This is a genomic window from Streptomyces sp. NPDC085524, assembly GCF_044541755.1.
In the GTDB taxonomy this organism is placed as follows: Bacteria; Actinomycetota; Actinomycetes; order Streptomycetales; family Streptomycetaceae; genus Streptomyces.
Genome location: NZ_JBITTH010000009.1, coordinates 277,222 through 299,329 on the forward strand (window position 1 = coordinate 277,222; position 22,108 = coordinate 299,329).

A 22,108-nucleotide genomic window follows, 5' to 3' on the forward strand; every position below is an offset into this window, starting at 1 on the left:
CGGGCCGGCCGCGGCGGCGGCCGGCCCGCCGCCCCGGTCAGTCCACGAGCACACCGGGGTTGAGGATGCCCCGCGGGTCCAGCGCCCCCTTCGCGGCCCGCAGCGCGAGGGCGAAGGGCTCGGGACGCTGTCGGTCGTAGCCCGGACGGTGGTCGCGGCCGACGGCGTGGTGGTGGGTGACGGTCGCCCCGTACCGGTGCAGGACCTCGACCGACACGGCCTTGAGCTCGTCCCAGAGGGCGTCCTCGGCACCGTCCCGGCCGGCGGCCAGGACGGTGAAGTACGGTGCCGCTCCGTCCGGATAGACGTGCGTCAGGCGGCAGTTGACGGTCGCAGGATGCCCGGTCGCCTTGAGCGCCGCCGCACCGACCTCGGTGCGCACCGCGTCGATCAGGCCGGGGATCCGGTCCCAGGTGGCCGCCGTCTCGAAGGTCTCCGCGACGGCGCCCATCCTGGCCAGACCGTCGCGGAGGTAGGGCATCCGCAGGAAGGCCGAACGCCAGGCTCTCACCGCCGCGTCGCCGCCGGGGCCCTCGCCCGCCGCGGAGGTCCCGGACGTCCCGCCGTACCGGCCGCCGTGCGAGCGGGCCACGTCGACGGCCCGCTCGAGCCGGGCGGTCACCGGTTCGTCCGCCGATTCGAAGCCCAGGACGAGCACCGCGCTGCCGTCGTGCGCAGCGCCCGACAGGGCGGCCTCGCCGGCGTCCAGCAGACGGCAGTTGGCGGGGGAGAGGTCCGACTGCGCGAGGGTGCGCACCGCTCGGAGCGCGTCGTCGAAGCGGGCGAAGGCGACCGCGGCGGACGCCTTGTGGCGGGGCCGCTCCTGCAGCCGGACCCACGCCTCGGTGATCACGCCGAGGGCGCCCTCGGAGCCGAGGAACAGCCGGTCGGGGGAGGGGCCGGCCCCGGAAGCGGGCAGCCGCCAGGAGCTGCTGGTGCCGGCGGGGGTGACCACGCGCATCGACTGCACGAAGTCATCCATGTGCGTCCGGCCGGTGGCGTAGTGGCCGCCCGCGCGGGTGGCGAGCCAGCCGCCCAGGGTGGAGAACTCGAAGCTCTGCGGGAAGTGCCGCAGGGTGAGTCCGTGGGGCCGCAGCTGGTCCTCCAGGCTCGGGCCGAGGGTGCCCGCCTGGATGCGTGCGGCCCGCCCCTCGGTGTCGACCTCCAGGACCCGGCCCATCGCCGTCAGATCGAGGGACATCACCGCCCCGTGGGCGTCACCGCGGTACTCGACGCCCCCGGAGACCGAGGAACCCCCGCCGTACGGGACGACGGCGACCTGCAGCTCACCGGCCCACTCCAGCAGGTCGGCCACCTCCCGGTCGTCCGTCGGGCGGGCGACGAGGTCGGGGATCCGGCCGGGCCGCCCGCGCAGGGCGCGCACCACGTCGCGGTAGGCCTTCCCCATGGCGTGGGCCGCCCGGTCCCCGGGATCGGCGCCGACCAGGTGGGCGAGGCTCCGCGGGGGCTCGACCGAGGGGCTGCCGATGCGAAGGTCGCCGACGCGGGGGACGGGGAGCGGGCGGGCCAGGGTGCCGGGGACCAGGGCGCCCATCGCGGCGCACTCCGCGTCGTCGGGATGCGCGTCCGTCCAGCCCCAGCCCCACCAGGAGCGGGTACGGGACTGCGGCTGCGGGGTGGTGCCGGCCATGGATGCGCTCCAGGGGTCGCAGTAACTTACCTAGGGGTAAATTACCTACTGATAATATCGGCGCATGGCAACCCCTTCCCCGAAGTCCACCTCCGCGAAGGCCGGTACCAAGGGGGTCCCCCGGGAGCACCGCCGACAGCAGATGCTGGACGCCGCCACGCAGGAGTTCGGCACCCGCGGCTACGCGGCCGCCTCGCTCCCCGCGATCGCCGCACGGGTGGGCGTCACCAAGACGCTGCTGCACCAGTACCTCGGCACCAAGGAGGATCTGTACGTCGCCTGCCTGGTGCCCGTCGGGGACCGGCTCCTGGAGGCCGTCCGGACGGCGATGGGCGCCGACGGGGGCGCCGCCCCGGACACGCCGCTGCGCGTGCTGCGCGCCGTCTTCGAGGCCCTCGAAGGGCGGCGGGAGGCGTGGTTCGTGCTGTACGACGCCACGCTGCCGCCCGGCGGCGAGGCCGAGCGACGCGCCTCGGAGTACTGGTCGGCCATCGACCGGCTCGCCGCGGGCGGCACGGCCGAGATGCTGCGCGCGGCGGGATCCGCCGACCCGCTGGACGCCGACGCGCTCAAGTACGTCTGGCGGGACCTGGTGGCCACCCTCGTCCGCTGGTGGGTCAAGCACCCCGAGCAGACGCCGGAGGCCATGACGCAGCGCTGCGCCCGCCTCTTCGCGGCCGCCGCCACGCTCACCACGGGCGGTGACGAAGGCCGGAGCCGCGGGTACTAGCCCTTCTGGGCTTTCTGGGTCTTCTCGGCCATTGCGGCCTGCGAGGCCTTGGCGGCCTTGAGCTTGCGCCACACCGCTTCCAGCGCCTGGAGGTCCTGTTCGTCGAGCAGCTCGGTGAAGACCGGTGCCAGGGCTTCGCGCCGGGTCGCGTCGGCCGCGGCGAACACCGCGCGTCCCGCCTCCGTGAGGGAGACCTCCACCGAGCGGGCGTCACGTGCCGAAGGCGTACGGGCCGCCAGGCCCCGGTTCTGCAGGGCGTCGACGACGCGGGAGACCTGGCTGCGGCTGAGGAGCGTGCTGTTGCCCAGGGTGGATGCGGGCACGGGCTCGGGGCTGGAAGCCAACCACAGCATCACCTCGAACCAGGACACCGGAAGGTCGTGGGCCTTGACCAGGGCCCGGTCCACCCGCTCGGTCAGGGTGGTGCCGGCCCAGACCAGCCCGTAGAAGGCGTAGTCGGCCGTCGGCATCTCGGTTTCGGTGAGCTTCTTCGGCATGTCCGGCAGTCTAGAGCTTGCGTGCACGCGCACATAAATTTATAGTGTGTGTGCACGCACATAAGTCACACTCCGTGAAAGGCGCCGGCCATGTCGACCCACCCCACCACCCCCGACACCTCCCTCCGCACCGTCCTGATCACCGGTACCTCCTCCGGCGTCGGCCTGGCTGCCGCCATTGCCGCCGCCCGGGCCGGATGGCGGACGGTCGCCACCCTCCGTGACACCGGCCGGGCCGACGCCCTGCGCAAGGCCGCGGCCGAGGCGGGCGTCGAACTCGACATCCGGCAGCTCGACGTCGTCGACGAGAGCTCCGTCGCCGCCGCCGTGGCCGGGGTGATCGCCGACTACGGCCGTCTGGACGCGGTCGTGAACAACGCGGGCGCCGGTCACGTCGGCACCCTGGAACTCGAGTCCGTCGCCGACGTGCGCGGGGTCATGGAGGTCAACTTCTTCGGCGTGCTGAACGTCTCCAAGGCCGCCCTGCCGCACCTGCGCGCCACCGGGGGCCGCCTGATCACCGTCACCAGCGTCGGCGGCGTCATCGGCCAGCCCTTCAACGAGGCCTACTGCGCCGCGAAGTTCGCCGTGGAGGGGTACATGGAGAGCCTGGCCCCCGTCGCGGGCGCCGTCGGAGTGAGCGTGTCCGTCATCGAGCCCGGCGCGGTGGCGACGGAGTTCGTCAACAACATCGGACTCGACATCGACGCCCGCATCGCCGCGGCAGGCCCGTACGCCGACGCGATGCGCCACTACATCGAGCGCACGGTCGGCCGGTTCATGGAGGGCGCCCAGACCCCCGCAGGCGCGGCCGAGGCCGTCATGGAGGCGCTGACCGCCGACCGTCCCGCGTTCCGCATCCAGACCTCCGAGTGGGCGCAGGGGTTCACCGGGACCAAGCTCGCCGACCAGGACGGCTCGGCGGTCCTCGGGATGACCGGCTCCTGGGTCTCCTGACCGCGCAACACGGCTCGCGGGGCCGGCCGTGGCGACTTCCGGGGCCGGCCGGGGCGTCTAGGGGGTGTCCGGGGCGGGCCGGGACGTCTTCCAGGCCGGCCGGCCCGGCTTCGGAGGCCGGCCGCCGCCGGGGCCTCCGCGTCGCGGGAGGTCCGGGTCGGGGGGAGACTCGTACGCATGGACGAGTCGCGCAAAGCCTGGGCCATGGTCATCGCCGTCATCACCGTGATCCTGCTGGACCTCGCGGCGATCATCCTGATGAACACCCTCTGACCGGGAAGGCCTGACACCGGCCGTTCGGCGGGCGCTCAGCCCGCCTGGAACGCCTCCGCCGTGGGGGCCATGATCCTCGCCTTCCCCCGGAGTTCCTCGGGAAGATGGGCGCGGTCGTCCTCACGGAAGATCAGCGCGCGGCCGTCCTGCGGCACGATCGAGGCCCCGAGCGCCGCAGCCGGCCGGGCGAGCACGCCGAGCATCGCCCCGCGTGCGAAGTGCGTCGCCGTCAGGCACGGCATCCCGTTCTCGGCCGAGGACTCGTGGTAGAGATCCGCCTCGCCCCCGTCCGCCGCGCGGATCTGCGAGAAGCCCTCTTCCTGACCGCCCGCCACCAGGTAGGGCTCCGTCATCCGACGCAACGTCCCGGCGTCGAGCGGCACGACTTCGCCGTCCACGAACCGGAGCAGGAAGATGCTGTAGCTCACGGACCTACTCTGCCATCTCGTGATCCGCAGGCGAGGCCGGGGCATCCCGGCTCGAGTCCCGCTCGGGAACGGCACAAGTGCTGTTCGTACTGCGGCAGTTCATGGCTGTTCATGCCGGAAAGAGAGGCTGCCCGCACCCTTGCTGCACCGCCCGGGTTCGCGAATGATGCTGCCCGGCGGGTCGGCCGACGGTGGTCGCGATGCACGCGCCATCCCGAAACCGGCCGGCCAGGAGGCACGCCTTGCGGACGAACCGTCACATCCGGAAATCGTTGGCTGTCGTCGGCGCCGCCGTCGCGCTGGTGGTCGCCGTGCCCCAGGTCGCCTTCGCCGCACCGCCCCCGGCCCTGCCCAGCCAGGCCGAGGCGATCGAGCTGACCTTCCAGCCGGCCTACGACTACGACACCGACGGCTGTTACCCGACTCCCGCGATAGGCCCGACCGGAGTCCTCAACGGCGGGCTCAATCCCACCGGCGCCCTCAACGGCAACTGCCGGGATGCCTCGGACCTCGCCAACACCAACGGCTACTCCCGCTGGACCTGCAACAACGGCTGGTGCGCCGTGATCTACGGACTGTACTTCGAGAAGGACCAGGCCATCCCCGGCATCAGCCTCGGCGGCCACCGCCACGACTGGGAGCACGTCGTGGTGTGGATCCAGGGCAACGAGGCCAAATACGTCTCGACCTCCGCCCACGGCGACTTCGTCGTCCACGCACGCGACCAGATCCGCTGGGACGGCACCCACCCCAAGATCGTCTACCACAAGGACGGCGTCGGCACGCACTGCTTCCGCGCGGCGAACAACAACGACGAACCGCCCGAGAACCACCGCCACACCTGGCAGTTCCCCGCACTCGTCGGATGGTCGGGCTATCCGGCCGGGCTGCGGGACAAGCTCAGCCAGGCCGACTTCGGAAGCGCCCACTTCGGCCTGAAGGACGGCGCCTTCGCCGACCACCTGGCGAAGGCCAAGCCGGCGGGCATCCCCTTCAACCCGTACCAGTAGCCCCGTCATGGGCGGCATGACGAACGAATCCCGTGCTCGTTCATTCGGCGCGGCGGCCGCTCGCTATGCCGCCCACCGCCCCTCCTACCCGCCCGAACTCCTGCTCCGCCCCGGCGGTGCGCTCGCGGTCTGGTCGAACGACCCGGACGTCACCGTCGGACGGATCGCGGATCAGCAGGCCCGCATCGAGGAGCGGTTCGGCCCGGGCCGGTACATCAACGAGCGCACCCGCTCGCAGCACGGAGCCCGGTTCGCCCACCGCCGCCTCCCGTGATCGCGCCGCGTTCCCGTCGACACGCATCCGGCCAAACTGTCCACGCACTCCCTCTTCCTCATCGGCAAGCCCGGCACGGACGCCTTCCCCCGCGAGGAACGGGCCCTCCTCAAGGCGCGGTTCCCGGACGGATGGGTGGACGAGCACTACGTGGTCGACGTGAGCGTCGCCGTGTTCGCCGCCGGCACCCCCGGTCAGGAGGGCGCGGTGCCGAACGGGTCGTCGACGACGTAGCGCCACAGCCCGTCCGCACCGCGCCGGGCGAGGTCCGTGGCCGTCCCGGCCAGCCGGACGGCCGCGCCGTCGGGGCCGGTTCCCCCGATGCTCCAGTCGACGATCAGCAGGGCGAGGTCACCCGACGTGTACGTGTGGCGCGGGCGCACTCGGCAGCCGGAGCCGCACTGCCCGGTGGAACTCGCCCTCGCAGCGGTCTCCGGACGCTGGACCACCCTCGTCCTGCGGGAACTGATGGGCGGCCCCCTCTCGTTCGGAGCGCTTTCGGCCCGCCTGCCCGACAACAGCCGTGATCCGGGCCGCGCTCTACAGTGGCCGTGCCAGACGCAGCCGCAGAGGCGGCCCGGACCGAACGAAGGGGTGTGCCGTGCCGGAACGTCACGCGGTGGTCGCCGGAGCAGGCATCGGCGGACTCACGGCCGCCATCGCCCTGCACCGGCGCGGCTGGCACGTCACCGTCTGCGAACGCGCCCCCGAGGCCCCGGTGACCGGTGCCGGCATCGGTCTCGCCCCCAACGCCCTGCGCGCACTCGACACCATCGGCGTCGATGCCGTCCGTGCCACCGGCAGCGCCATACCCGTGACGATGGGCGTACGCCGCTCCGCCGGGCAGTGGCTCACCCGGACCGGCACCGCGGACATGGCGGCCCGCTACGGCATCGCCCCCATCGCCGTCCCCCGCCCGGCCTTCACCGCCGCTCTGGCCGCCGCCCTGCCGCCGGGGACCATCCGCTACGGCACCGCCGTGACCGCCGTCGACGATGCCGGGAACCGCCCGATCGTCCATACGGAGGCCGGACCGGACCTGCCCGCCGATCTGGTCGTCGCCGCCGACGGCATCCACAGCCCGCTTCGCCGCGCGCACTTCCCCGGCCACCCCGGCCTGAAATACCTCGGCGAGACCGCGTGGCGGGCCCTCGTGGACGCCCCGGACCTGCGGATACCGGCCATGAGCGAGACATGGGGGAGGGGGCAGCGGTTCGGCGTGACCCCGCTCTCCGACGGCCGCTACTACCTCTACGCCACCGCCGTCGTCCCGGCCGGCACCCGGTCGGCGGACGCCCGGGCCGAGCTCCGCGAGCGTTTCGGCACGTGGCACGACCCGATTCCGGCCCTGCTGGACCGCGTGGGCCGCCTCGATCCCGCCGACGTCCTGCAGAACGACCTCTACGAACTCGCCGCGCCGCTCCCGCGCCTGCACCACGGCAGGATCGCCTGGCTCGGCGACGCCGCCCACGCCATGGCCCCCAACCTCGGCCAGGGCGGCTGCCAGGCCATCGAGGACGCGGTGGTCCTGGCCCACCTGCTCCCCGCCGGAAGCAGGGTGGACGGCGCGGGCGGCGCCGACGGGGACCGTACGGACAGCGCGGATTGCGTCCCGGCCGCCCTGGCCGCGTACACCGCCGCCCGCCGCGACCGCACCGACGCGGTGCGCCTCCGGGCCCGCCGCGTCGGCCGTCTCGGCGCACTCCGCCACCCGCTCGCCGCGGCGGCCCGAGACCTCGCCGTCCGGGCCACCCCCACGCGCCTGGCCCTGCGCGGCATGGACGACCTCTTCAACGGCTTCCGCCTCCCCGGCTAGACCGCGTCCCTCCGTTTCGGGGGCAAGACCCGGCCGGACTCCGGGCGATCGGCTCAGCCGGCGGAAGCCGTCTCGCGCAGGAAGCCGAGCAGCAGGTCCGTCACGACGGCAGGCCGCTCGAGGCTGGGGAGATGGCCGGCCCAGGGCAGTTCGAGGTGCCGGGCGTCGGACAGCAGCCCCGGCAGCCGGGCCGCGATCTCCCTGAAGTCCGCCACGTCGTGGCCGCCCGAAACGGCGAGGCACGGTGCCTTGACCGCCGACAGGTCGATCTCGACCGCCCGCCGCCCGGCCCCCTCGGGGGCGGCCAGCTGTACGTCGAAGGAAAGGCGCTGCATCACGCGCACCTGCTCCCGTACCCCCTCGTCCGCGTCCGGCCCCAGCCAGGTGTCCAGGTTCAGCTCCACGGCCCCCGCGACGTCCCCGGCCTCGAGCAGCTCGTCCTCCCGCTCGCCGAACGCCTGCAGCTCGGCGCCGGGTTCATGCCCGGGCAGCCCGGAGCACAGCAGCATCATGGCGGAGACCCGTTCCGGACGCCGTGCGGCGATCTCCACGGCGACGCGTCCGCCGTACGAGGAGCCGACCAGCACCGCCTGCTCGACGCCGAGGGAGTCCAGCAGGTCCAGTACGTCCTCTGCGTCGTTGTGGCGCCGGTCCTGCAGGGGGGACTCGCCGAAGCCGCGGAAGTCGGGGCGCACCACGCGGTATCCGGCCCCGGCGAGCGCGGACCACTGCGGATCCCACATCCTGCGGTCGCAGGCGGCGGAGTGCAGCAGTACCAGGGTGGGGCCGTCACCGGTCGTGTCATAAGCGAGAGTCATGCAGCCGACTCTAGGCGGCGGGTGATCACCGGACACTACCGGGGAGTACGGGAGACGGTCCGGCCCGACCTGACCATCCCTCACCTGACACGCAACTCCTACCATTGGGTAACCGCCCGACCGATCAGGCACCGCAGCACTCCCACGAACGGCACCACACCCCAAAGGGAGCGATCAGTACATGACCAACGACCACGACGTCGTCATCAGCGGAGCCAGCCTCGCCGGCTGCACCGCCGCCATCCTGCTCGCCCGGCGCGGTGTCCGCGTCGCGCTGCTGGAGCGCCGCTCGGACCCCGGCGCGTACAAGGTGCTGTGCACCCACTCGATCACGGCCAACGCCCACCCGGTGCTCGACGAACTCGGCCTGATACCCGCCCTGGAGAAGGCCGGAGCCCTCCACAACGACGCCCGCTGGTACACCCGCTGGGGATGGATCGAGCCGAGGTCCGCCCCGGAGGGCCCCGAGCTGCCGTACGGGTACAACGTCCGGCGCAGCACCCTCGACCCCCTGATCAGGGCCCGCGCGGCGGAAACCCCCGGCGTCGACCTGCTCCTCGGCCACCGGGTGACGGGGCTGGTCCGGGAAGCCGGGCGGGCCGTCGGGGTGCATGCCTCGACGCCGCAGGGGGACCGTGAGATCCGGGCCCGCCTGGTGGTCGGCGCCGACGGCAAGGACTCGGCGGTGGCCAAGTTCGCCGAGGTGCCCACCACGCTGCACGAGAACACGCGCTTCGGCTACCTCGCGCACTTCCGCAACCTGCCGCTGCAGGGCGGGATCGGTCAGACCTGGTTCCTCGAGCCCGACATGGCGTACGCCTTCCCGAACGACGACGGGGTGACGGTCCTCGCAGTGCTCCCGGACAAGAAGCGGCTGCCGGCCTTCAAGGAGGACCTGGAGGGCAGCTTCCTGGAGTTCGTCCGCGCCCTGCCCGAGGCGCCGCCCATCGACTCCGCCGAGCGCATCAGCAAGATCATCGGCACCGTCGACTACCCCCTCGTCACGCGCGAACCGACCGCGCCGGGCCTCGCGCTCATCGGCGACGCCGCCCTGACCGGCGACCCCCTGTGGGGCGTGGGATGCGGATGGGCGCTGCAGTCCGCGCACTGGCTCGCGGAAGCGGCGGCCACGGCCGCGGCCGGCCGGGGCGACCTCGACCGCTCGCTCGCGGTGTACGCGCGCACGCACCGGCGCAGGCTGCGCGGCCACCAGTCCGTGGCGGTCGACTTCGCCAAGGCCCGTCCGTTCAACCCCGGGGAGCGGCTGGTGTTTTCGGCGGCCGCGCGGGACGAGTCGATGGCGCGGCACATGTACATGTTCGCGGCCCGGCTGATCGGTCCGCTGCGCTTCCTGAACCCCGCAGCCCTGGCCAAGGCCGCGGCCGTCAACATCAGGCACCGCAGTGCGGGGGTGTCACCGGCCCGCTGAGCCGCTGAGCCGCAACGTGGTCTTCGGGGACCGGTCGCTCGCGCCGAGCGGGGTTGCGCACGCAGGGCCGGCAGCCGGGCACATTCCCCGGCCTCGGCCAGGCCTTCGCCGAGGGCGAGGAGCGACAGGAGCTGCACAGGCCGGCCGGCCGTGGCCGCGGCCTCCAGCTTGTGGTGGCCGTCGAGGAGGAAGTGGGTCGGACCCCAGTGCCGGTAGTGGTCGGCCGGCTCGCCGGAGGCGGGCTCGCACACGTCCAGCGTCGACACCGCCACGGCCGTGGGAACCGCGCCCCGGCCCATGAGTCCGGCGTACTTCTCGGCGCGCTCCCTCGCGAGCCACGTCGGGGGAACCATGGGCACGATGAACTCTTGAAGTGCTCTCCCGCCTGAAGCTGGGAGATTCCTGCTTACCTTGCGGTAGCGGGCTTGACGCGCTTGGCGCGCCTGACGACTGCCCTTCCGGCAGCCGGGATGAGCGCGAGGCCCATCCGGTACAGGTGCAAGACGTTGCGGGCCGCGTTGTGGTCGGCGTTGCCCGACCAGCCGCAGTCCGGGTTCTTGCACACGAACACGGCCTGGGACTCCCGGCTGCCGGGCATGGTGTGGCCGCAGGCGGAACAGCGTCGGGAGGTGCCGGGGGCGGGGACCTTGACCAGGATGCCGCCGTGCCGGGCGGTCTTGTACGCCAGCATGGTTACCGTCCGACCCCACGCCTGTCCGCTGATGGAGCGGTTCAGCCCGGATTTCTGGGCGACGTTCTTCCCTGGCTCCTCGATGGTTCCCCTGGCGGACTTGACCATGTTCGTGATGGTGAGTGCTTCGACCACGACGGTGCCGTAGGTGCGGGCGATGGTGGTGGTCGTCTTGTGCTGCCAGTCCAGGGCCCGGCGCTTGGCTTTCGCGCGCAGTCCTGCGATCCGGTCGTAGGTGTGGTGCAGCCGGCGACTGGTCGGCTCGCCGGGTTGGCGTTGGCGCTTACGCTGCGCGGCGCGCTGCTCCAAGCGCCGGAGCCTGGCCTTCTCCTTGGCGGTCAGCCACTCGCCGTGCTCGTACGTCTGCCCGTCCGACAGTGCGATGGGGACGGTGACGCCCACGTCGATTCCGACTTCCAGTCCCTGGTGGGCCTCGGGCCCGGCCTCCAGGGTCTGGACACGGAAGGCGATGTGCCAGCCCAGCGTGTCCTTGACCAGCCGGGCCCCGGTGATCCGGCTCTCCGCACCGGCAAGCTTGCCCACGGGCAGGTCCTTGGTCCACCGGAAACGGACCCGGCCCACCTTGGGGATATTGACCATGCCCCAGCGGCGGTGCACCCGGAGGATGTTCAGGTCCCGGCCCTGCGGGATGTCCACGGACATCACCGTGCGCAGCCGGCCCTTGAAGGTGGGGGCGTCGGCGCGGCCGTCCCAGCAGTTCTTCCACGCCTGGAAGTACGTCTTGAGGACCGCTTGCGCGGCCTGCGCGGGCAGGGCGGCGAGAAAGCCGATGTCCTCGCGGGCCTGCCGGATCGCGGCGTCCGCGTTCGCCAGGGTTCGCTTGTCTTTCGGCATCATCTGCCACCAGGCGTGCAGCAGGTTCCACATGGTGCGAGCCGCGTGCGCCTGGGCATCACTCTTCAACACCTCGTCGTGCGACAGCGCAAGCCGGGCACGATGCCCGAACTGCCGTTTGAACACGGTGTCTTGACTCACAGTCGAGAACCTAGCATTGGTTCATGTCACCGCGCTGGAACCCTAACCCCGATGTCAGAACGGGTCGCCATGTTGTCCACAACCTGCACGTTCACTTGGTCTTCGTCACCAAGTACCGGCGAAAAGCGTTCACCAACGCCATGCTGACCCGCACCGAAGAGATCATGCGGGAGGTCTGCGCCGACTTCGAGGCCGAGCTGAAGCAGTTCAACGGCGAACAGGACCACGTGCACCTGCTCGTGCACTACCCGCCGAAAGTCCAGCTCTCCAAGCTGGTCAACTCCCTCAAGGGCGTCAGCTCCCGCCTCCTGCGCCAGGAGTACGACAGTCATGTCCGGCGGTACCTGTGGGGCGGACACTTCTGGTCCGGCTCCTACTTCGCCGGATCCTGCGGCGGGGCACCCCTGACCATCGTCAAGCAGTACATCGAGAACCAACAGCGCCCCCTCTGACCGTCACCACGGAGGCGCAGAGCCCTCCGGCGCTCCGCGCCTCCGGCCCGAGGGTGGCCTTCACCCCCGCCCTGAAGGGCGGAGCACTGGCCAAGGGGGTGTGCGGGTACGGGGGCAGGCCCCAGAACGCGTCGAGCCCCCAGGTGGCCACCTGCTCACCGCTGAAGTGGTCGCCCTCCCCGCCGGGGTGATCAGCCGGGGCTCCACGCGGAGCAGCACTCGCCCTCTGGCAGCAGCGCACCGAACGCGTCGATCACGCCGCCGTGGCCGTGGCCGTGGCCAGGGGGCCGGCCGTCGCGGCGGGAAAACCACGTGCTCCGGAGGCCGGGCCCGCGCTACCCTCACCGGTATGAACGTCAACGGCCCCAGCACCACCGCGACCGCGCGAGCGACCAGCTCGCCGGTTGCCGCCGCCTGACTTCCCCTCTCCCCGGCGACCGGAAACGGTCCGTCGGTTGTGCCGTGGCGCTCCAGCCCCCGGCCGGAGACTGAACGGTCCCGTTCTCCGGTGCCTCCCCCGCAGTGACGCGAAGGAGTCATCCCATGCACACGGACCAGCTGGCCAAGACGTTCGTCGAGTACTTCGAAGAGCGCGGCCACCGCCGGATCACCGGCTCCACCCTGATGCCGCCACCCGGCGACCCCGTGCTCTTCACCACCTCCGGCATGCACCCGCTCACCCCGTACCTGGAGGGCCGCCCCCATCCGCTGGGCAGGCGGCTGGTCAACGTACAGCGGTGCCTGCGCACCACGGACCTGGAAGAAGTCGGTGACGCCACTCACCTGACGGTCTTCGAGATGCTCGGCACCTGGTCGCTGGGCGACTACGAAGGCCCGCTCAGCCTCGACTGGGGGTACGGGCTGCTCACCGAGGGACTGGGCATCGACCCCGCCCTCCTCCACACCACCGTCTACGCCGGGGACGGCCGGACGGAGCCGGACACCGAATCCCTCCGGCTGTGGCAGGAGCGGGGCGTCCCCGTCGAACTCACCGTGGAGGACAACTGGTGGTCGAACGGACCCGTCGGACCGTGCGGTCCCGACTCCGAGATCTTCCTGTGGAGCGGTGACGGCCCGCCGCAGTCGACACCCACCCGGGACGACCGCTGGGTGGAGGTGTGGAACCACGTGACGATGAGCCACCGCCGGCTCGCCGACGGCTCGCTCGTACCGCTTCCCCAGCGCAACGTCGACACCGGGCTCGGCCTGGAGCGGCTGTCCTCCCTGCTGCAGGGCAAGCCGTCCGTGTTCGAGTGCGACGTCTTCGACCCCTGGCGCCGTCTCGTTCCGCCCCTGTGGTCCCTGGACGAACGCTCGCTGCGCCTGGTCTGCGACCACCTGCGCTCGGCCGTCGTCGTACTAGGCGACGGCGTGCGCCCGGCCAACACGGGACAGGGCTACGTCCTGCGCCGCCTGCTGCGACGGGTGCTCACGGTCCTGTGGCGGGACGACCCGTCGCGCGGTCTCGAGGCCCTCCCGGAGGAACTGGTCCGGCACACCCTGGACCGCTTCCGGCAGGACGTGCACCCGGGCGACGTCCTGCGCGTGCTGCGCGAGGAGGAGCACCGGTTCCGCGGACTCCTGCAACGCGGCCGCCAGGTGCTCACCCGGCCCCGGTTCCAGGGACGCCTGACCGAGGAGGACCTCCACTACCTCCACGACACCCACGGCCTCCCCCGCGACCTGGTCACGAGCCTGCGGGAGGAGTGAAGCCGCACCCCGGCCGCACGCGTCCCCCGCGCTTCTATCTCCAATCCATGTTGTTCCTAGAATGGGCGGATGAAGGACATCGATGTGATCGCGGTGTTGCAGGATCCGGTACGGCGCCGTCTGTACGAGTACGTGGCCGCCCAGGGGCGTGAAGTGGGCCGGAACGAGGCTGCCGAGGCGGCCGGGGTGGCGCGCACGCTCGCCGCGCACCATCTGGACAAGCTGACCGAGGCCGGGCTGCTGGAGAGCGGCAGTCGCCGCCTGACGGGCCGCACGGGGCCGGGAGCGGGCCGTCCCGCCAAGGTGTACACGCGGGCGCGGACCGAGCGGGCGGTGTCGCTGCCGGCCCGCGACTACCGCACCGCCGCCGAGCTGCTCGCCGAGGCCGCCGAGCAGGCCGGACTGGACGCCGGGCTCAGTACCGCAGCGCGTCGGCGGGGTGAAGCCCTGCGCGGCTCGGCGACGCCCTGCTCCGGCCTCGAAGAGGCCATGGGGGTGCTGGCGGCGCGCGGCTACGAGCCGTACCTGGAAGGTGCGGAGGGGGCCGAGGGGGCCGAGGGGGAGGTGGAGGGGTCCGCGCCCGTCGTGCGCATGCGCAACTGCCCTTTCCACGCCGTCGCCGAACGCTTTCCTCCGCTCGTCTGCGGCATGAACCTCGCACTGCTGGAGGGGCTGCTCGGCTCCGACGGTCCCGTTCGAGCCCGGATGGACCCCAGGCCGGGGGAGTGCTGCGTCGTGGTGGAGGAGTCTAAAAACAACGCACATTGACATAGAAACTGGGGTCGTGGTGGGATGAGGCCATGACCCCATCCGCGCATGCCGCCGCCCACCTCGCCCAGCTCAACGTCGCCGCTCTCCGCCACCCCCTCGACGACCCGCGCATCGCGCCGTTCGTCGACATGCTCGACCCGGTCAACGCCGCCGCGGACGGCGCGCCCGGCTTCGTGTGGCGGCTCGTGGAGGAGGGGGCGGCCGACGCCACCGGCATGCGCCCGGCGGGCGAGAACGTGATCGTCAACCTGTCGGTGTGGGAGAACCAGGAGGCGCTCTGGGACTTCGCCTACCGCAGCGGGCACCTGGAAGTGATGCGGCGACGCCGCGAATGGTTCGAACGGCACGTCGAGGCGCACCTGGTGCTCTGGTGGGTCCCCGCCGGTCACCTCCCGACCGTCGGCGAAGCCCTCGAGCGGCTGGCGGACCTGCGGGCGCACGGACCGTCCCCGCGCGCGTTCACCTTCGTGTCCTCGTACACGGCCGACGAGGCCGCGGCCCACCTCGAGGCCCTGCCGCCGGTGCAGCCCGAGGGCTCCCCGGCGGTGTGACCGCCGCCTGCGGTGGCCGCATCAGGAGCGGCACCGGATCGCACGCACGCCCGCGCCCCTTCACGGGGCGAGTTCCCGCAGCCCTCCCGCCCCGCCCCCGGTGCCCAGACGGGTGAAGTACTCCGTCGCGGTGATCGACTCCCGTACTCGGGCAGGCAGCCGGGCGAGGATGCCGGGCAGGGGCCGCTCCCGCGCCGCCTCGCTGCGGTGGGCCGGGATCGCGGCCCACTTCTGCTCCAGCCGGTCGGTCGCATCGACCGTCGCGGTGACGTGCCCGTCCGTGGAACGGACGGCGGTAGGACGACCCGCGCTATGAGCCCGGGCGACGCATCTCAGGCGGTACCGCCCAGGAGCCTGCTGCCGACGGAGTTGTCGGTGGTGTCGAGGAGGTAGTCCATCCAGCCCGTCCGGAACTCCTCGCGGGTGATGTGTCCGTCGCCGTCGATGTCCATGTCCGCGCACACCGCCTCGGCCTCGCCCGCAGGGACGCCGAGGACCTCCAGGTAGCGGACCATGTGTGCGGCCGGGACCTGGTCGTCGTCGTCCGTGTCGATGACGGAGAACGAGGCGTCCATGGCGGGAAGGTAGTGCTTCTCCAGCAGCCCGCGCTCGCTGAAGCGGGCCTGCAGGGCCTGGTGGAACTCTTCGCGGGTGACCTGGCCGTCACCGTCGTCGAAGGCCGACACCGCCGTCCAGCAGTCGTGGAAGGTCCGGCGCAGGTCATTCCCCTTGGGGCTGTCGGCTTCAACGCCACCCACCCGCAGGACGGCCTCCGCCAGCAGGGCGAAGTCCTTCTCCTCGATGACGCCGTTGCCGTCTACGTCGAAGAGGCGGAACGTTCGGTCGTACTTGCGGGTGATGGTGGAGGTGCTGCTCACATCGACTCCCTGTCGGTATTCGTGATGGTGATGGTGATCGTTATCGGGCGGCCAGACTGGCCAAGATCGCTGCCGTGGTGTGAGCTGAGGGACCGCGGTTCACCCGTTGGGCGCAGTGCTGTCACCGCGTGGGGTGAGGCCCGTCCGCGTGATGACGGCACGGGGCGGAGGGGTCAGCCCTGGAGTTCGTAGAGGTGGAAGTCCATGTTCGCGCCGTGGGGAAGGCAGGGGGCCGGCGTGATGGTGGCCAGGTGGCGGGCGCCTGAGAAGGAGCGGGCCAGGGAGTCGTGGGCGATCTGGTCGTTGGCCTTGATCGCGACGTGACAGGGCAGGCCGCCTCGGGAGCGGCGGATGTCGGCGAGGATCTCCGGCACGGGCGGTGAGGTGCGGGTCAGGTCGAGGCCGGCGGCGCTGAAGGCGGGGCCCCACGGCGGCTCGACGACGTAGGTGTCGTGGGTGCTGCGCGCGGGGAGTTCGCGCAGCAGGTCGCGGTAGTCCGTCAGGGTCAGGGTGATCGTGGAGCCGATGCGGTCGAGGTTGTTGCGGGCCGTGCCGAAGACGGCGGGGTCGAGTTCGGCTGCGTGGACGGGGCGGGTCAGGCGTCGGCCGAGGTGGTACCCGAAGTTCCCTGAGCCGCAGAAGAGGTCAGCGATCAGTGGGTTGTCGGCGTCGGGCCCCTGCGGCGGGGTCGCGGCCTGGAGTTCGGCGAGCGCGTCGGCGACCGGGGCGGTGTATGCGTCGATCGAGCACTCGATGACGGTGCGCCCGAGCAGGGCGATGCCCTTCGCCACCATGTCGGTGGCGGGGATGCCATAGAGGGACAGGCCGTCGGCGTGGCCGTAGATCAGCCGGCCGGCTTCACACAGCTGCTGGGACGACAGGACGGTGGTGCGCAACGGGCCGAGGAGCTGGTCGCGGAAGGTGAAGTAGGCGGTGTGGTCACGCGGTTGGGTGTTCACGGGGAATCGGGTCTCCGAGACGGTACGGGGGGCGCACGCTGGCGCACACATGGAGTGAAAGAGTGTGTACGGAGTGTAATCTCTAGAGTGATCAATTCCGCAAATCGTGAAGGGGCCCTGAAACCATGGCCGTTGAGACCGTCTCCACGCCCTTGCCCGCCGATCCCGCCGGCTCGACGCGGGCGCACGGGTCACCGGAGGCCGCGGCCCGCCCGTTCGACGTCCTCGGCAAGACCTACGAGGACACGTACGCGCACCTGCCCGAGCAGCAGCAGGCGATCGACTGGCTGCTGGCCCGCCTCCCCGCCGCGGCCAGGGTCATGGACATCGGCTCCGGCACGGGCCGGCCGACCGCCGACCGCCTGGCCGCCGCCGGCCACGACGTGACCGGTTTCGACGTGTCCACCACCATGGTGGAACTGGCGCGGACCCAAGTTCCCGCCGCCCGCTTCGAACTGGCAGACGTGCGGACCTTGCCCCACGCTCCCGGCTCCTGGGACGCCATCACGGCGTTCTTCCCCCTTCTGCAGATGCCGCGCGCGGACCTCGGCGCCACCCTCACCCGGATCGCCGACTGGCTCGCCTCCGGCGGGCTGTTCGTCTTCGCCACGGTCCCGTTCGACGCGGAGGACGAGGAGATCCAGTGGATGGGCCAGACCATCCGAGCCACCAGCTACCCGGCGGAGGTGTACCCCCGCCTGCTCCGGGAGGCCGGACTGGAGGTCGTCCACGAGGAACTCAGCGTCTTCCACCCCGATTTCCCCGGTATGGGGCCCGAGGAGCACCTTTTCCTGTACGCGGTCAAGCCCGGCGGCCCCGCCGTACCGGCCCACGCGCTGGCCGGCCCTTACCCGCTGCCTGCGACCTACCGGGGTCCGCACGAGCTGAGCGAGCAGGGGTGGCTCGGCATGGAGGCCCGCTTCGAGCGCCACGACATCGCCCCGGTCCTCGACGCCCTCGCCGGCAACACCCGGATCCTGGACGTCGGCGGTGGCAGCGGCGCTGTCGTACGTGCTCTTGCGGCCCGGCCGTGCCATGTGACCACTGTGGAGCCCCACGCCGCCCGCGAGGAGAGCATGCGTCCTCTGGCCGCCGACGGAGTCACGGTCCTGTCCGGCTGCGCCGAGCAGCTTCCGGTCCGGGACGGCGCCTTCGACGCGGCCGTCGCGACTTGGGTGCTGCACTACACCGACGACCCGGACGCGGCCGTCACCGAGATGGCCCGGGCAGTGGACCGCACCCACCCCGAGGCCCGGATCGTCCTGGTCCAGGGTGCCCCCGACAACCAGTTGATCGCGCTCTGGAACCGGACCTGCGCCGAGCTGACCGGTGAACCCCACGACCACCAGGGCCTGCTCCTCACCCGCGCCGCCCACGTCCTCGCCGCACACGGCTTCACGGACATCGCCTTCACACGCGCCCGCGTCGACGTTGTCTTCCCCGAGGAGGGTGCGGAGGCGAAGGCCGAGGCCGCCGCCGACGTGCTCGCCGAGTTCTGGAACACCGGACACCCCCGCCTCGCCGAGCTGCACCAGGCGCTGCTGCCCGCCCTGCGCGCCCACTTCGCCACCGGCATCGACCGCTTCAACGACGACGCCGTCCTCCTCACCGCCCGCCCCCGCCGCACGCGCTGACCCCAGCTCCCCTGCGCACGCACCGGAAGGATCCGCCGCCGTGGCCCTGACCGAGCCGATGACCTCCCGCACCTGCACCGGGCTGCCGCGCTGCCCGGCCACCACCCCCGGCGCGATCGCCGCGCACGGGGCCGGCGAGCCGGGCAGCCTGTACGCGCATCTGCGCCGTGAGCACCCCGTCTTCCACGATCCGGAACTCGACGTGTGGGTCGTCGCCCGGCACCGTGACATCGACACGGTCCTGCGGGACGCAAGCGGCACCTTCTCCACCGCCCTGGGGTACGTCCCCCTCCAGCGGCTCTGCCCGCAGGCGCGGGCGATCCTGGAGGCCGGCGGCGCGCTGCCGGTCCTGTCCTCCCTGGACCCTCCGCACCACGCCCGCTTCCGCCGTCAGATGACCGCCGTCTTCCCCACCACTGACCGCCGCGTGGGCCACCTGGACGGCCTGCTACGAGAGGAAACGGCCCGAGCGGCCCGCGAACTGGCCGGGCGCCCCGACTGCACCGCCGACCTCGTCGAGGACTGGGCCCGCCCCCTCGCCACCGCCGTCCTCGGCCGTCTCGCCGGCATCCCGGCACCGGACCAGCCCGCCGTCCGGGACTGGGCCGCCGGCCTCTCCGACCTCGTCTGGGGACACGTCGACGCCGCCGCGCAGGTCGCCGCCGCGCAGGCCCTGGACGACCTCTACGCCTACTGCCTCGCCCTCATCGAGCAACGCTCCCGTACCCCCGGGAACGACTTCGTCTCCGGCTGGCTCACCCACCAGGACCCCGGCGGGCAACCCTTCAGCACCCGCGAGGTCGCCTCGACCCTGATGGAAGTGCTCATCACCAACGCGGAGATCGTCCCCCGCCTGCTGATCAACACCCTCTACCGCCTCCTGACCACCCACACCTTCGAGGAAGCCCACCGGGCCGGCCGCTTGCCCGAAGCCGTCGAGGAGACCCTGCGTCACGACCCGCCGCTCGCCGGGTGGCTGCGCAACACCACGCGCGAGGTCCACCTGTCCGGCACACCGATCCCGGCAGGAGCGCGCCTGCTGCTCCTGCTCGCCTCCGCCGGCCGCGACGAGCACCACCAGCTGACCAACCCCGACACGTACGACGCCTGGCGCAGCCCGCAGCCGCCGTCGGTCGCCTTCGGCGCGGGAATCCACTACTGCCCAGGCGCCTCCTACACCCGCCGTCTCGCCCACCACGCCTTGGCCACTCTGGCCGAAGCCTGCCCCCGCCTCACCCTCACCCACCCGGACCGCTGCCACCCCGACACCTGGCCGCCCAACACGGCCCTAAGGGCCCCTACCCCCCTTCTCGCCGACTGGTAGGACGCGGCACAAAGGGTCCCTGGGGACGAGTGTCACGATCCTGGCCGTCTGGCCATGAGGTGGCCGGCCGTCATGAGGTCTGGCCGTGAACGCTGACCGCGTCGTGAGAGAACCTGCGCCTGGGCCCAGGCGCGTGATCAATCTCAGCGTCAACGGCATTCTCGCCCGTACGCGTCTTGGGGACCACGATCCGGGGCCGAACGGCGCGGTGGGGTCATGGAGGCACGCACCTTCCTGTCGGACGCGACACCGGCGTTGACCACGACAGGTGAACTCACGCCCACCGCAACGCTGCACATTCCCACCGCGGACGGCCCCGGCGTCCTCCGGCCCTGGTCCGCCGAGGGCCCGGCCCCGACCGGTTTCCGTAGCAGAACGTCCGGATTTCGATCCTTCCGATGGGAACGAAAGGCGTCTTCCCATCAGTTCACCGAAAGGAATCGCGGCGGCCTCCGGCCGCCTCGTCCTTGACCGGAAGACCTTTGGCAAGGAGACACCGTGCGCATACTCTTCACCGGACCGGCCGCGGCCGGTCACCTCTTCCCGATGATCCCGACCGCGCAGGCCCTGCGCGCCGCCGGCCACGAGGTGCTGTTCGCGAGCGCCCAGCCGCTGGACCGGCTCCGCGAGGCCGGTTTCCCGATCGTCGAGATAGGCGACGGCCGCACCATCCGGGAGGTGTTCGAGCAGTCCAGCGGTGATGGGGTCCGCTATGTGAACCCCGACATGACCACGGACCAGATCCTCGACATGGCCGCCCGCGTCTTCGCGCGCGTCTCCCGCTCCACGGTGGACGGCCTGCTGGAGGCGGCCGGCGGCTGGGGCGCGGACTTACTGGTCTACGACTCGTTCCAGGCGTCGGCCCCGCTGGTCGCGGCCAAGCTCAAGATCCCGTCGGTGCTCCAGAACTTCGGCGTCACCTCCGGCCTCGAGATGGTGCGCCGGTTCGCCGCCAACTTCACCGAAGCGTACGAGACGTACGGCGTGGCGGGCCCCGCCGAGCCCACCGCACTCAACATAGTCCCCGCCTCGCTCGGCGGTGACCCGGGCGGGCTGCGCATGCGCTACCTCCCCTACAACGGCGGCGGCATCGTCCCCGCCGAACTGCTCCACCGCGGCACCCGCCCCCGCGTCGTCGTCACGCTGGGCACGGTGCTCACCGAGCTGGACGGCGTCCGGGCCATCGGCCGCCTGATCGAGGCCGCGGCCTCGGCGGACGCCGAGTTCCTGCTCGCGGTCGGCGATGCGGACCTCGCCCCGCTCGGCACCCTGCCGGACAACGTCCGCCCGCTGCCCTGGGTCCCGCTGGCCGAGCTGCTGACCGTCTCCGACGCACTGGTCCACCACGGCGGCTCCGGCACGATGCTCACCGCCCTGCAGGCAGGCCTGCCCCAGCTCCTGCTTCCCCAGGGCGCCGACCACTTCGCCAACGCCGACGCCCTCACCGCGACCGGCGCCGCCCTGCGCTCCGCCTCCGACGACGTGGACTCCGCGCTCCTCACCCGCCTCGTCACCGACCCGGAGCTGAGCCGGGCCGCCACCACCCTGCGGGCTGAGAACGAGGCCCTGCCGACCCCGGCTGAAACCGTCCCCGCCCTGGAGGCCCTGGTCGCTTCCCCGGCGATGGCGTAGGAGGCAGAACCCCGGGGTGCGGGATGTGAGGGGGCGGGCACCGCGGCGAGCCTGAGCTCGAGCCGCGTGGAGGTCGCGGCCGCCGTCTCCCGCCGCCTCGCCCGGGCCGGTCACCCCCGGTCGGCCCCGGTCGGCCCCGCGGCGCGGTGGCCGTCACGGGAGGGCAGCCGCAGGCCCGGGAGACCGACCGGATCCTGGCTGCCCACGGGGCGGGCCGGGAGCTCCGACTGCCGCTCACCGACGCGCGGGCGGTCCGGGGCGAGCTGCGGCACGTGATGGCGCGCGGCACGCAGGCCGTGGCCGCGTGGGCGTCCGACGCCCTCTTCCTCGCCCTCTCGCTGACCGCCCGCTCCGGAGCCCGGAGCGATCCCCCGACCCCGCTGGTCTGCATGCCCCCGGCGGTCTGCGGCAGGTGGTTCACCCCCCAGGCCGAGCCCCTCGACGCGGACGGCGCCGGAGATGCGGCCACCGTCCTCCAGGGGGCGGCGGGGGACCTCGTCATGCCGTCGTTCTGCGCCTGGTACGGGCTCACTCCCCGGGAACGCGCCGTCGTCGGTCCGACCGCGCCCCGGGAATACATCAGGGGCACCCTCGGTTCCGGGGTATAGTTGAATTCTAAACAACCTC

22 protein-coding genes are annotated in these 22,108 nt (G+C 72.2%); 14 read left to right on the plus strand and 8 right to left on the minus strand.

What is annotated here, in order from left to right:
* Positions 1 to 37 precede the first annotated feature (37 nt).
* A complete protein-coding gene (locus tag ACIGFK_RS16650; RefSeq protein ID WP_400052320.1) occupies positions 38 to 1,651 on the minus strand; it encodes an FAD-binding oxidoreductase in 1,614 nt (537 codons plus the stop codon).
* 64 nt (positions 1,652 to 1,715) lie between these two features.
* Between ACIGFK_RS16650 and ACIGFK_RS16655 the strand changes: the two genes are divergently transcribed.
* Entirely contained in the window at positions 1,716 to 2,381 is a 666-nt protein-coding gene (locus ACIGFK_RS16655) for a TetR/AcrR family transcriptional regulator (protein WP_386473661.1), read from the plus strand.
* Here the strand turns inward: ACIGFK_RS16655 and ACIGFK_RS16660 are convergent.
* Entirely contained in the window at positions 2,378 to 2,878 is a 501-nt protein-coding gene (locus ACIGFK_RS16660) for a MarR family winged helix-turn-helix transcriptional regulator (protein WP_376661574.1), read from the minus strand. The genes ACIGFK_RS16655 and ACIGFK_RS16660 overlap by 4 nt on opposite strands.
* Positions 2,879 to 2,968: 90 nt before the next feature.
* Between ACIGFK_RS16660 and ACIGFK_RS16665 the strand changes: the two genes are divergently transcribed.
* Positions 2,969 to 3,835 carry an SDR family NAD(P)-dependent oxidoreductase gene (locus ACIGFK_RS16665; protein ID WP_400052323.1) on the plus strand — a complete coding sequence of 289 codons (867 nt, stop codon included), beginning with the start codon at positions 2,969 to 2,971 and terminating at the stop codon, positions 3,833 to 3,835.
* Positions 3,836 to 4,143: 308 nt separating this feature from the next.
* Here the strand turns inward: ACIGFK_RS16665 and ACIGFK_RS16670 are convergent, their stop codons facing one another.
* On the minus strand, positions 4,144 to 4,536 hold the full coding sequence (locus ACIGFK_RS16670) for a hypothetical protein (RefSeq protein ID WP_376661576.1): 393 nt from the start codon (positions 4,534 to 4,536) through the stop codon (positions 4,144 to 4,146).
* 242 nt (positions 4,537 to 4,778) lie between these two features.
* Here ACIGFK_RS16670 and ACIGFK_RS16675 point away from each other — a divergent pair, with 242 nt between their 5' ends.
* Positions 4,779 to 5,546, plus strand: a complete 768-nt coding sequence (locus ACIGFK_RS16675; protein ID WP_386473670.1) for an NPP1 family protein — start codon at positions 4,779 to 4,781, stop codon at positions 5,544 to 5,546.
* A gap of 16 nt (positions 5,547 to 5,562) precedes the next feature.
* Complete coding sequence (locus ACIGFK_RS16680; RefSeq protein WP_400052325.1) at positions 5,563 to 5,820, plus strand: hypothetical protein; 258 nt, start codon at positions 5,563 to 5,565, stop codon at positions 5,818 to 5,820.
* Between the two features lie 194 nt (positions 5,821 to 6,014).
* On the opposite strand, the gene ACIGFK_RS16685 is transcribed toward ACIGFK_RS16680, so the two are convergent.
* Complete coding sequence (locus ACIGFK_RS16685) at positions 6,015 to 6,203, minus strand: YybH family protein (protein WP_376661579.1); 189 nt, start codon at positions 6,201 to 6,203, stop codon at positions 6,015 to 6,017.
* 218 nt (positions 6,204 to 6,421) lie between these two features.
* On the opposite strand from ACIGFK_RS16685, the gene ACIGFK_RS16690 reads away from it, so the two are divergent.
* Entirely contained in the window at positions 6,422 to 7,636 is a 1,215-nt protein-coding gene (locus ACIGFK_RS16690) for an FAD-dependent monooxygenase (RefSeq protein ID WP_400052328.1), read from the plus strand.
* Positions 7,637 to 7,689: 53 nt separating this feature from the next.
* Here the strand turns inward: ACIGFK_RS16690 and ACIGFK_RS16695 are convergent, their stop codons facing one another.
* Positions 7,690 to 8,454, minus strand: a complete 765-nt coding sequence (locus tag ACIGFK_RS16695; protein WP_386473679.1) for an alpha/beta fold hydrolase — start codon at positions 8,452 to 8,454, stop codon at positions 7,690 to 7,692.
* Positions 8,455 to 8,635: 181 nt separating this feature from the next.
* Between ACIGFK_RS16695 and ACIGFK_RS16700 the strand changes: the two genes are divergently transcribed.
* Positions 8,636 to 9,883, plus strand: a complete 1,248-nt coding sequence (locus tag ACIGFK_RS16700) for an NAD(P)/FAD-dependent oxidoreductase (protein ID WP_386473682.1) — start codon at positions 8,636 to 8,638, stop codon at positions 9,881 to 9,883.
* Positions 9,884 to 10,289: 406 nt separating this feature from the next.
* Here the strand turns inward: ACIGFK_RS16700 and ACIGFK_RS16705 are convergent, their stop codons facing one another.
* The gene (locus tag ACIGFK_RS16705) at positions 10,290 to 11,570 is read right to left on the minus strand and encodes an RNA-guided endonuclease InsQ/TnpB family protein (protein WP_400052331.1); all 1,281 of its coding nucleotides are present in this window, start codon (positions 11,568 to 11,570) and stop codon (positions 10,290 to 10,292) included.
* A 23-nt stretch (positions 11,571 to 11,593) separates the two neighbouring features.
* Here ACIGFK_RS16705 and tnpA point away from each other — a divergent pair, with 23 nt between their 5' ends.
* From tnpA to ACIGFK_RS16725, 4 genes are all read left to right on the plus strand, one after another.
* The gene (tnpA, locus tag ACIGFK_RS16710) at positions 11,594 to 12,022 is read left to right on the plus strand and encodes an IS200/IS605 family transposase (protein WP_400052332.1); all 429 of its coding nucleotides are present in this window, start codon (positions 11,594 to 11,596) and stop codon (positions 12,020 to 12,022) included.
* 543 nt (positions 12,023 to 12,565) lie between these two features.
* Positions 12,566 to 13,732 (plus strand): alanine--tRNA ligase-related protein, encoded by a 1,167-nt coding sequence (locus ACIGFK_RS16715; protein WP_386471564.1) that lies wholly within the window; start codon positions 12,566 to 12,568, stop codon positions 13,730 to 13,732.
* A gap of 69 nt (positions 13,733 to 13,801) precedes the next feature.
* Positions 13,802 to 14,500: a helix-turn-helix transcriptional regulator gene (locus ACIGFK_RS16720; protein WP_386471567.1), complete on the plus strand. Its 699-nt coding sequence runs from the start codon at positions 13,802 to 13,804 to the stop codon at positions 14,498 to 14,500.
* A 32-nt stretch (positions 14,501 to 14,532) separates the two neighbouring features.
* Positions 14,533 to 15,054 carry a DUF3291 domain-containing protein gene (locus ACIGFK_RS16725; protein ID WP_400052335.1) on the plus strand — a complete coding sequence of 174 codons (522 nt, stop codon included), beginning with the start codon at positions 14,533 to 14,535 and terminating at the stop codon, positions 15,052 to 15,054.
* A 332-nt stretch (positions 15,055 to 15,386) separates the two neighbouring features.
* Here ACIGFK_RS16725 and ACIGFK_RS16730 read toward each other — a convergent pair whose 3' ends face one another.
* Positions 15,387 to 15,932: an EF-hand domain-containing protein gene (locus ACIGFK_RS16730; protein ID WP_376657371.1), complete on the minus strand. Its 546-nt coding sequence runs from the start codon at positions 15,930 to 15,932 to the stop codon at positions 15,387 to 15,389.
* A gap of 173 nt (positions 15,933 to 16,105) precedes the next feature.
* Complete coding sequence (locus ACIGFK_RS16735; RefSeq protein WP_400052337.1) at positions 16,106 to 16,891, minus strand: hypothetical protein; 786 nt, start codon at positions 16,889 to 16,891, stop codon at positions 16,106 to 16,108.
* A 125-nt stretch (positions 16,892 to 17,016) separates the two neighbouring features.
* On the opposite strand from ACIGFK_RS16735, the gene ACIGFK_RS16740 reads away from it, so the two are divergent.
* The 4 genes from ACIGFK_RS16740 to ACIGFK_RS16755 all read left to right on the plus strand — a co-directional run bounded on the left by ACIGFK_RS16740 (position 17,017) and on the right by ACIGFK_RS16755 (position 22,089).
* Positions 17,017 to 18,525, plus strand: a complete 1,509-nt coding sequence (locus tag ACIGFK_RS16740) for a methyltransferase domain-containing protein (RefSeq protein WP_400052339.1) — start codon at positions 17,017 to 17,019, stop codon at positions 18,523 to 18,525.
* A gap of 40 nt (positions 18,526 to 18,565) precedes the next feature.
* On the plus strand, positions 18,566 to 19,849 hold the full coding sequence (locus ACIGFK_RS16745) for a cytochrome P450 (protein WP_400052342.1): 1,284 nt from the start codon (positions 18,566 to 18,568) through the stop codon (positions 19,847 to 19,849).
* Between the two features lie 498 nt (positions 19,850 to 20,347).
* The gene (locus ACIGFK_RS16750; protein ID WP_400052344.1) at positions 20,348 to 21,481 is read left to right on the plus strand and encodes a nucleotide disphospho-sugar-binding domain-containing protein; all 1,134 of its coding nucleotides are present in this window, start codon (positions 20,348 to 20,350) and stop codon (positions 21,479 to 21,481) included.
* Between the two features lie 146 nt (positions 21,482 to 21,627).
* Positions 21,628 to 22,089: a hypothetical protein gene (locus ACIGFK_RS16755; RefSeq protein WP_400052346.1), complete on the plus strand. Its 462-nt coding sequence runs from the start codon at positions 21,628 to 21,630 to the stop codon at positions 22,087 to 22,089.
* The last annotated feature ends 19 nt before the right edge of the window (positions 22,090 to 22,108 follow it).

What these genes read in the sequence shown, in the direction of transcription:
- ACIGFK_RS16650 (WP_400052320.1), bottom strand. Translation starts at nt 1,651, where the DNA reads ATGGCCGGCACCACCCCGCAGCCGCAGTCCCGTACCCGCTCCTGGTGG.
- ACIGFK_RS16655 (WP_386473661.1), top strand. Translation starts at nt 1,716, where the DNA reads ATGGCAACCCCTTCCCCGAAGTCCACCTCCGCGAAGGCCGGTACCAAG.
- ACIGFK_RS16660 (WP_376661574.1), bottom strand. Translation starts at nt 2,878, where the DNA reads ATGCCGAAGAAGCTCACCGAAACCGAGATGCCGACGGCCGACTACGCC.
- ACIGFK_RS16665 (WP_400052323.1), top strand. Translation starts at nt 2,969, where the DNA reads ATGTCGACCCACCCCACCACCCCCGACACCTCCCTCCGCACCGTCCTG.
- ACIGFK_RS16680 (WP_400052325.1), top strand. Translation starts at nt 5,563, where the DNA reads ATGACGAACGAATCCCGTGCTCGTTCATTCGGCGCGGCGGCCGCTCGC.
- ACIGFK_RS16695 (WP_386473679.1), bottom strand. Translation starts at nt 8,454, where the DNA reads ATGACTCTCGCTTATGACACGACCGGTGACGGCCCCACCCTGGTACTG.
- ACIGFK_RS16700 (WP_386473682.1), top strand. Translation starts at nt 8,636, where the DNA reads ATGACCAACGACCACGACGTCGTCATCAGCGGAGCCAGCCTCGCCGGC.
- tnpA (WP_400052332.1), top strand. Translation starts at nt 11,594, where the DNA reads ATGTCACCGCGCTGGAACCCTAACCCCGATGTCAGAACGGGTCGCCAT.
- ACIGFK_RS16715 (WP_386471564.1), top strand. Translation starts at nt 12,566, where the DNA reads ATGCACACGGACCAGCTGGCCAAGACGTTCGTCGAGTACTTCGAAGAG.
- ACIGFK_RS16720 (WP_386471567.1), top strand. Translation starts at nt 13,802, where the DNA reads ATGAAGGACATCGATGTGATCGCGGTGTTGCAGGATCCGGTACGGCGC.
- ACIGFK_RS16725 (WP_400052335.1), top strand. Translation starts at nt 14,533, where the DNA reads ATGACCCCATCCGCGCATGCCGCCGCCCACCTCGCCCAGCTCAACGTC.
- ACIGFK_RS16740 (WP_400052339.1), top strand. Translation starts at nt 17,017, where the DNA reads ATGGCCGTTGAGACCGTCTCCACGCCCTTGCCCGCCGATCCCGCCGGC.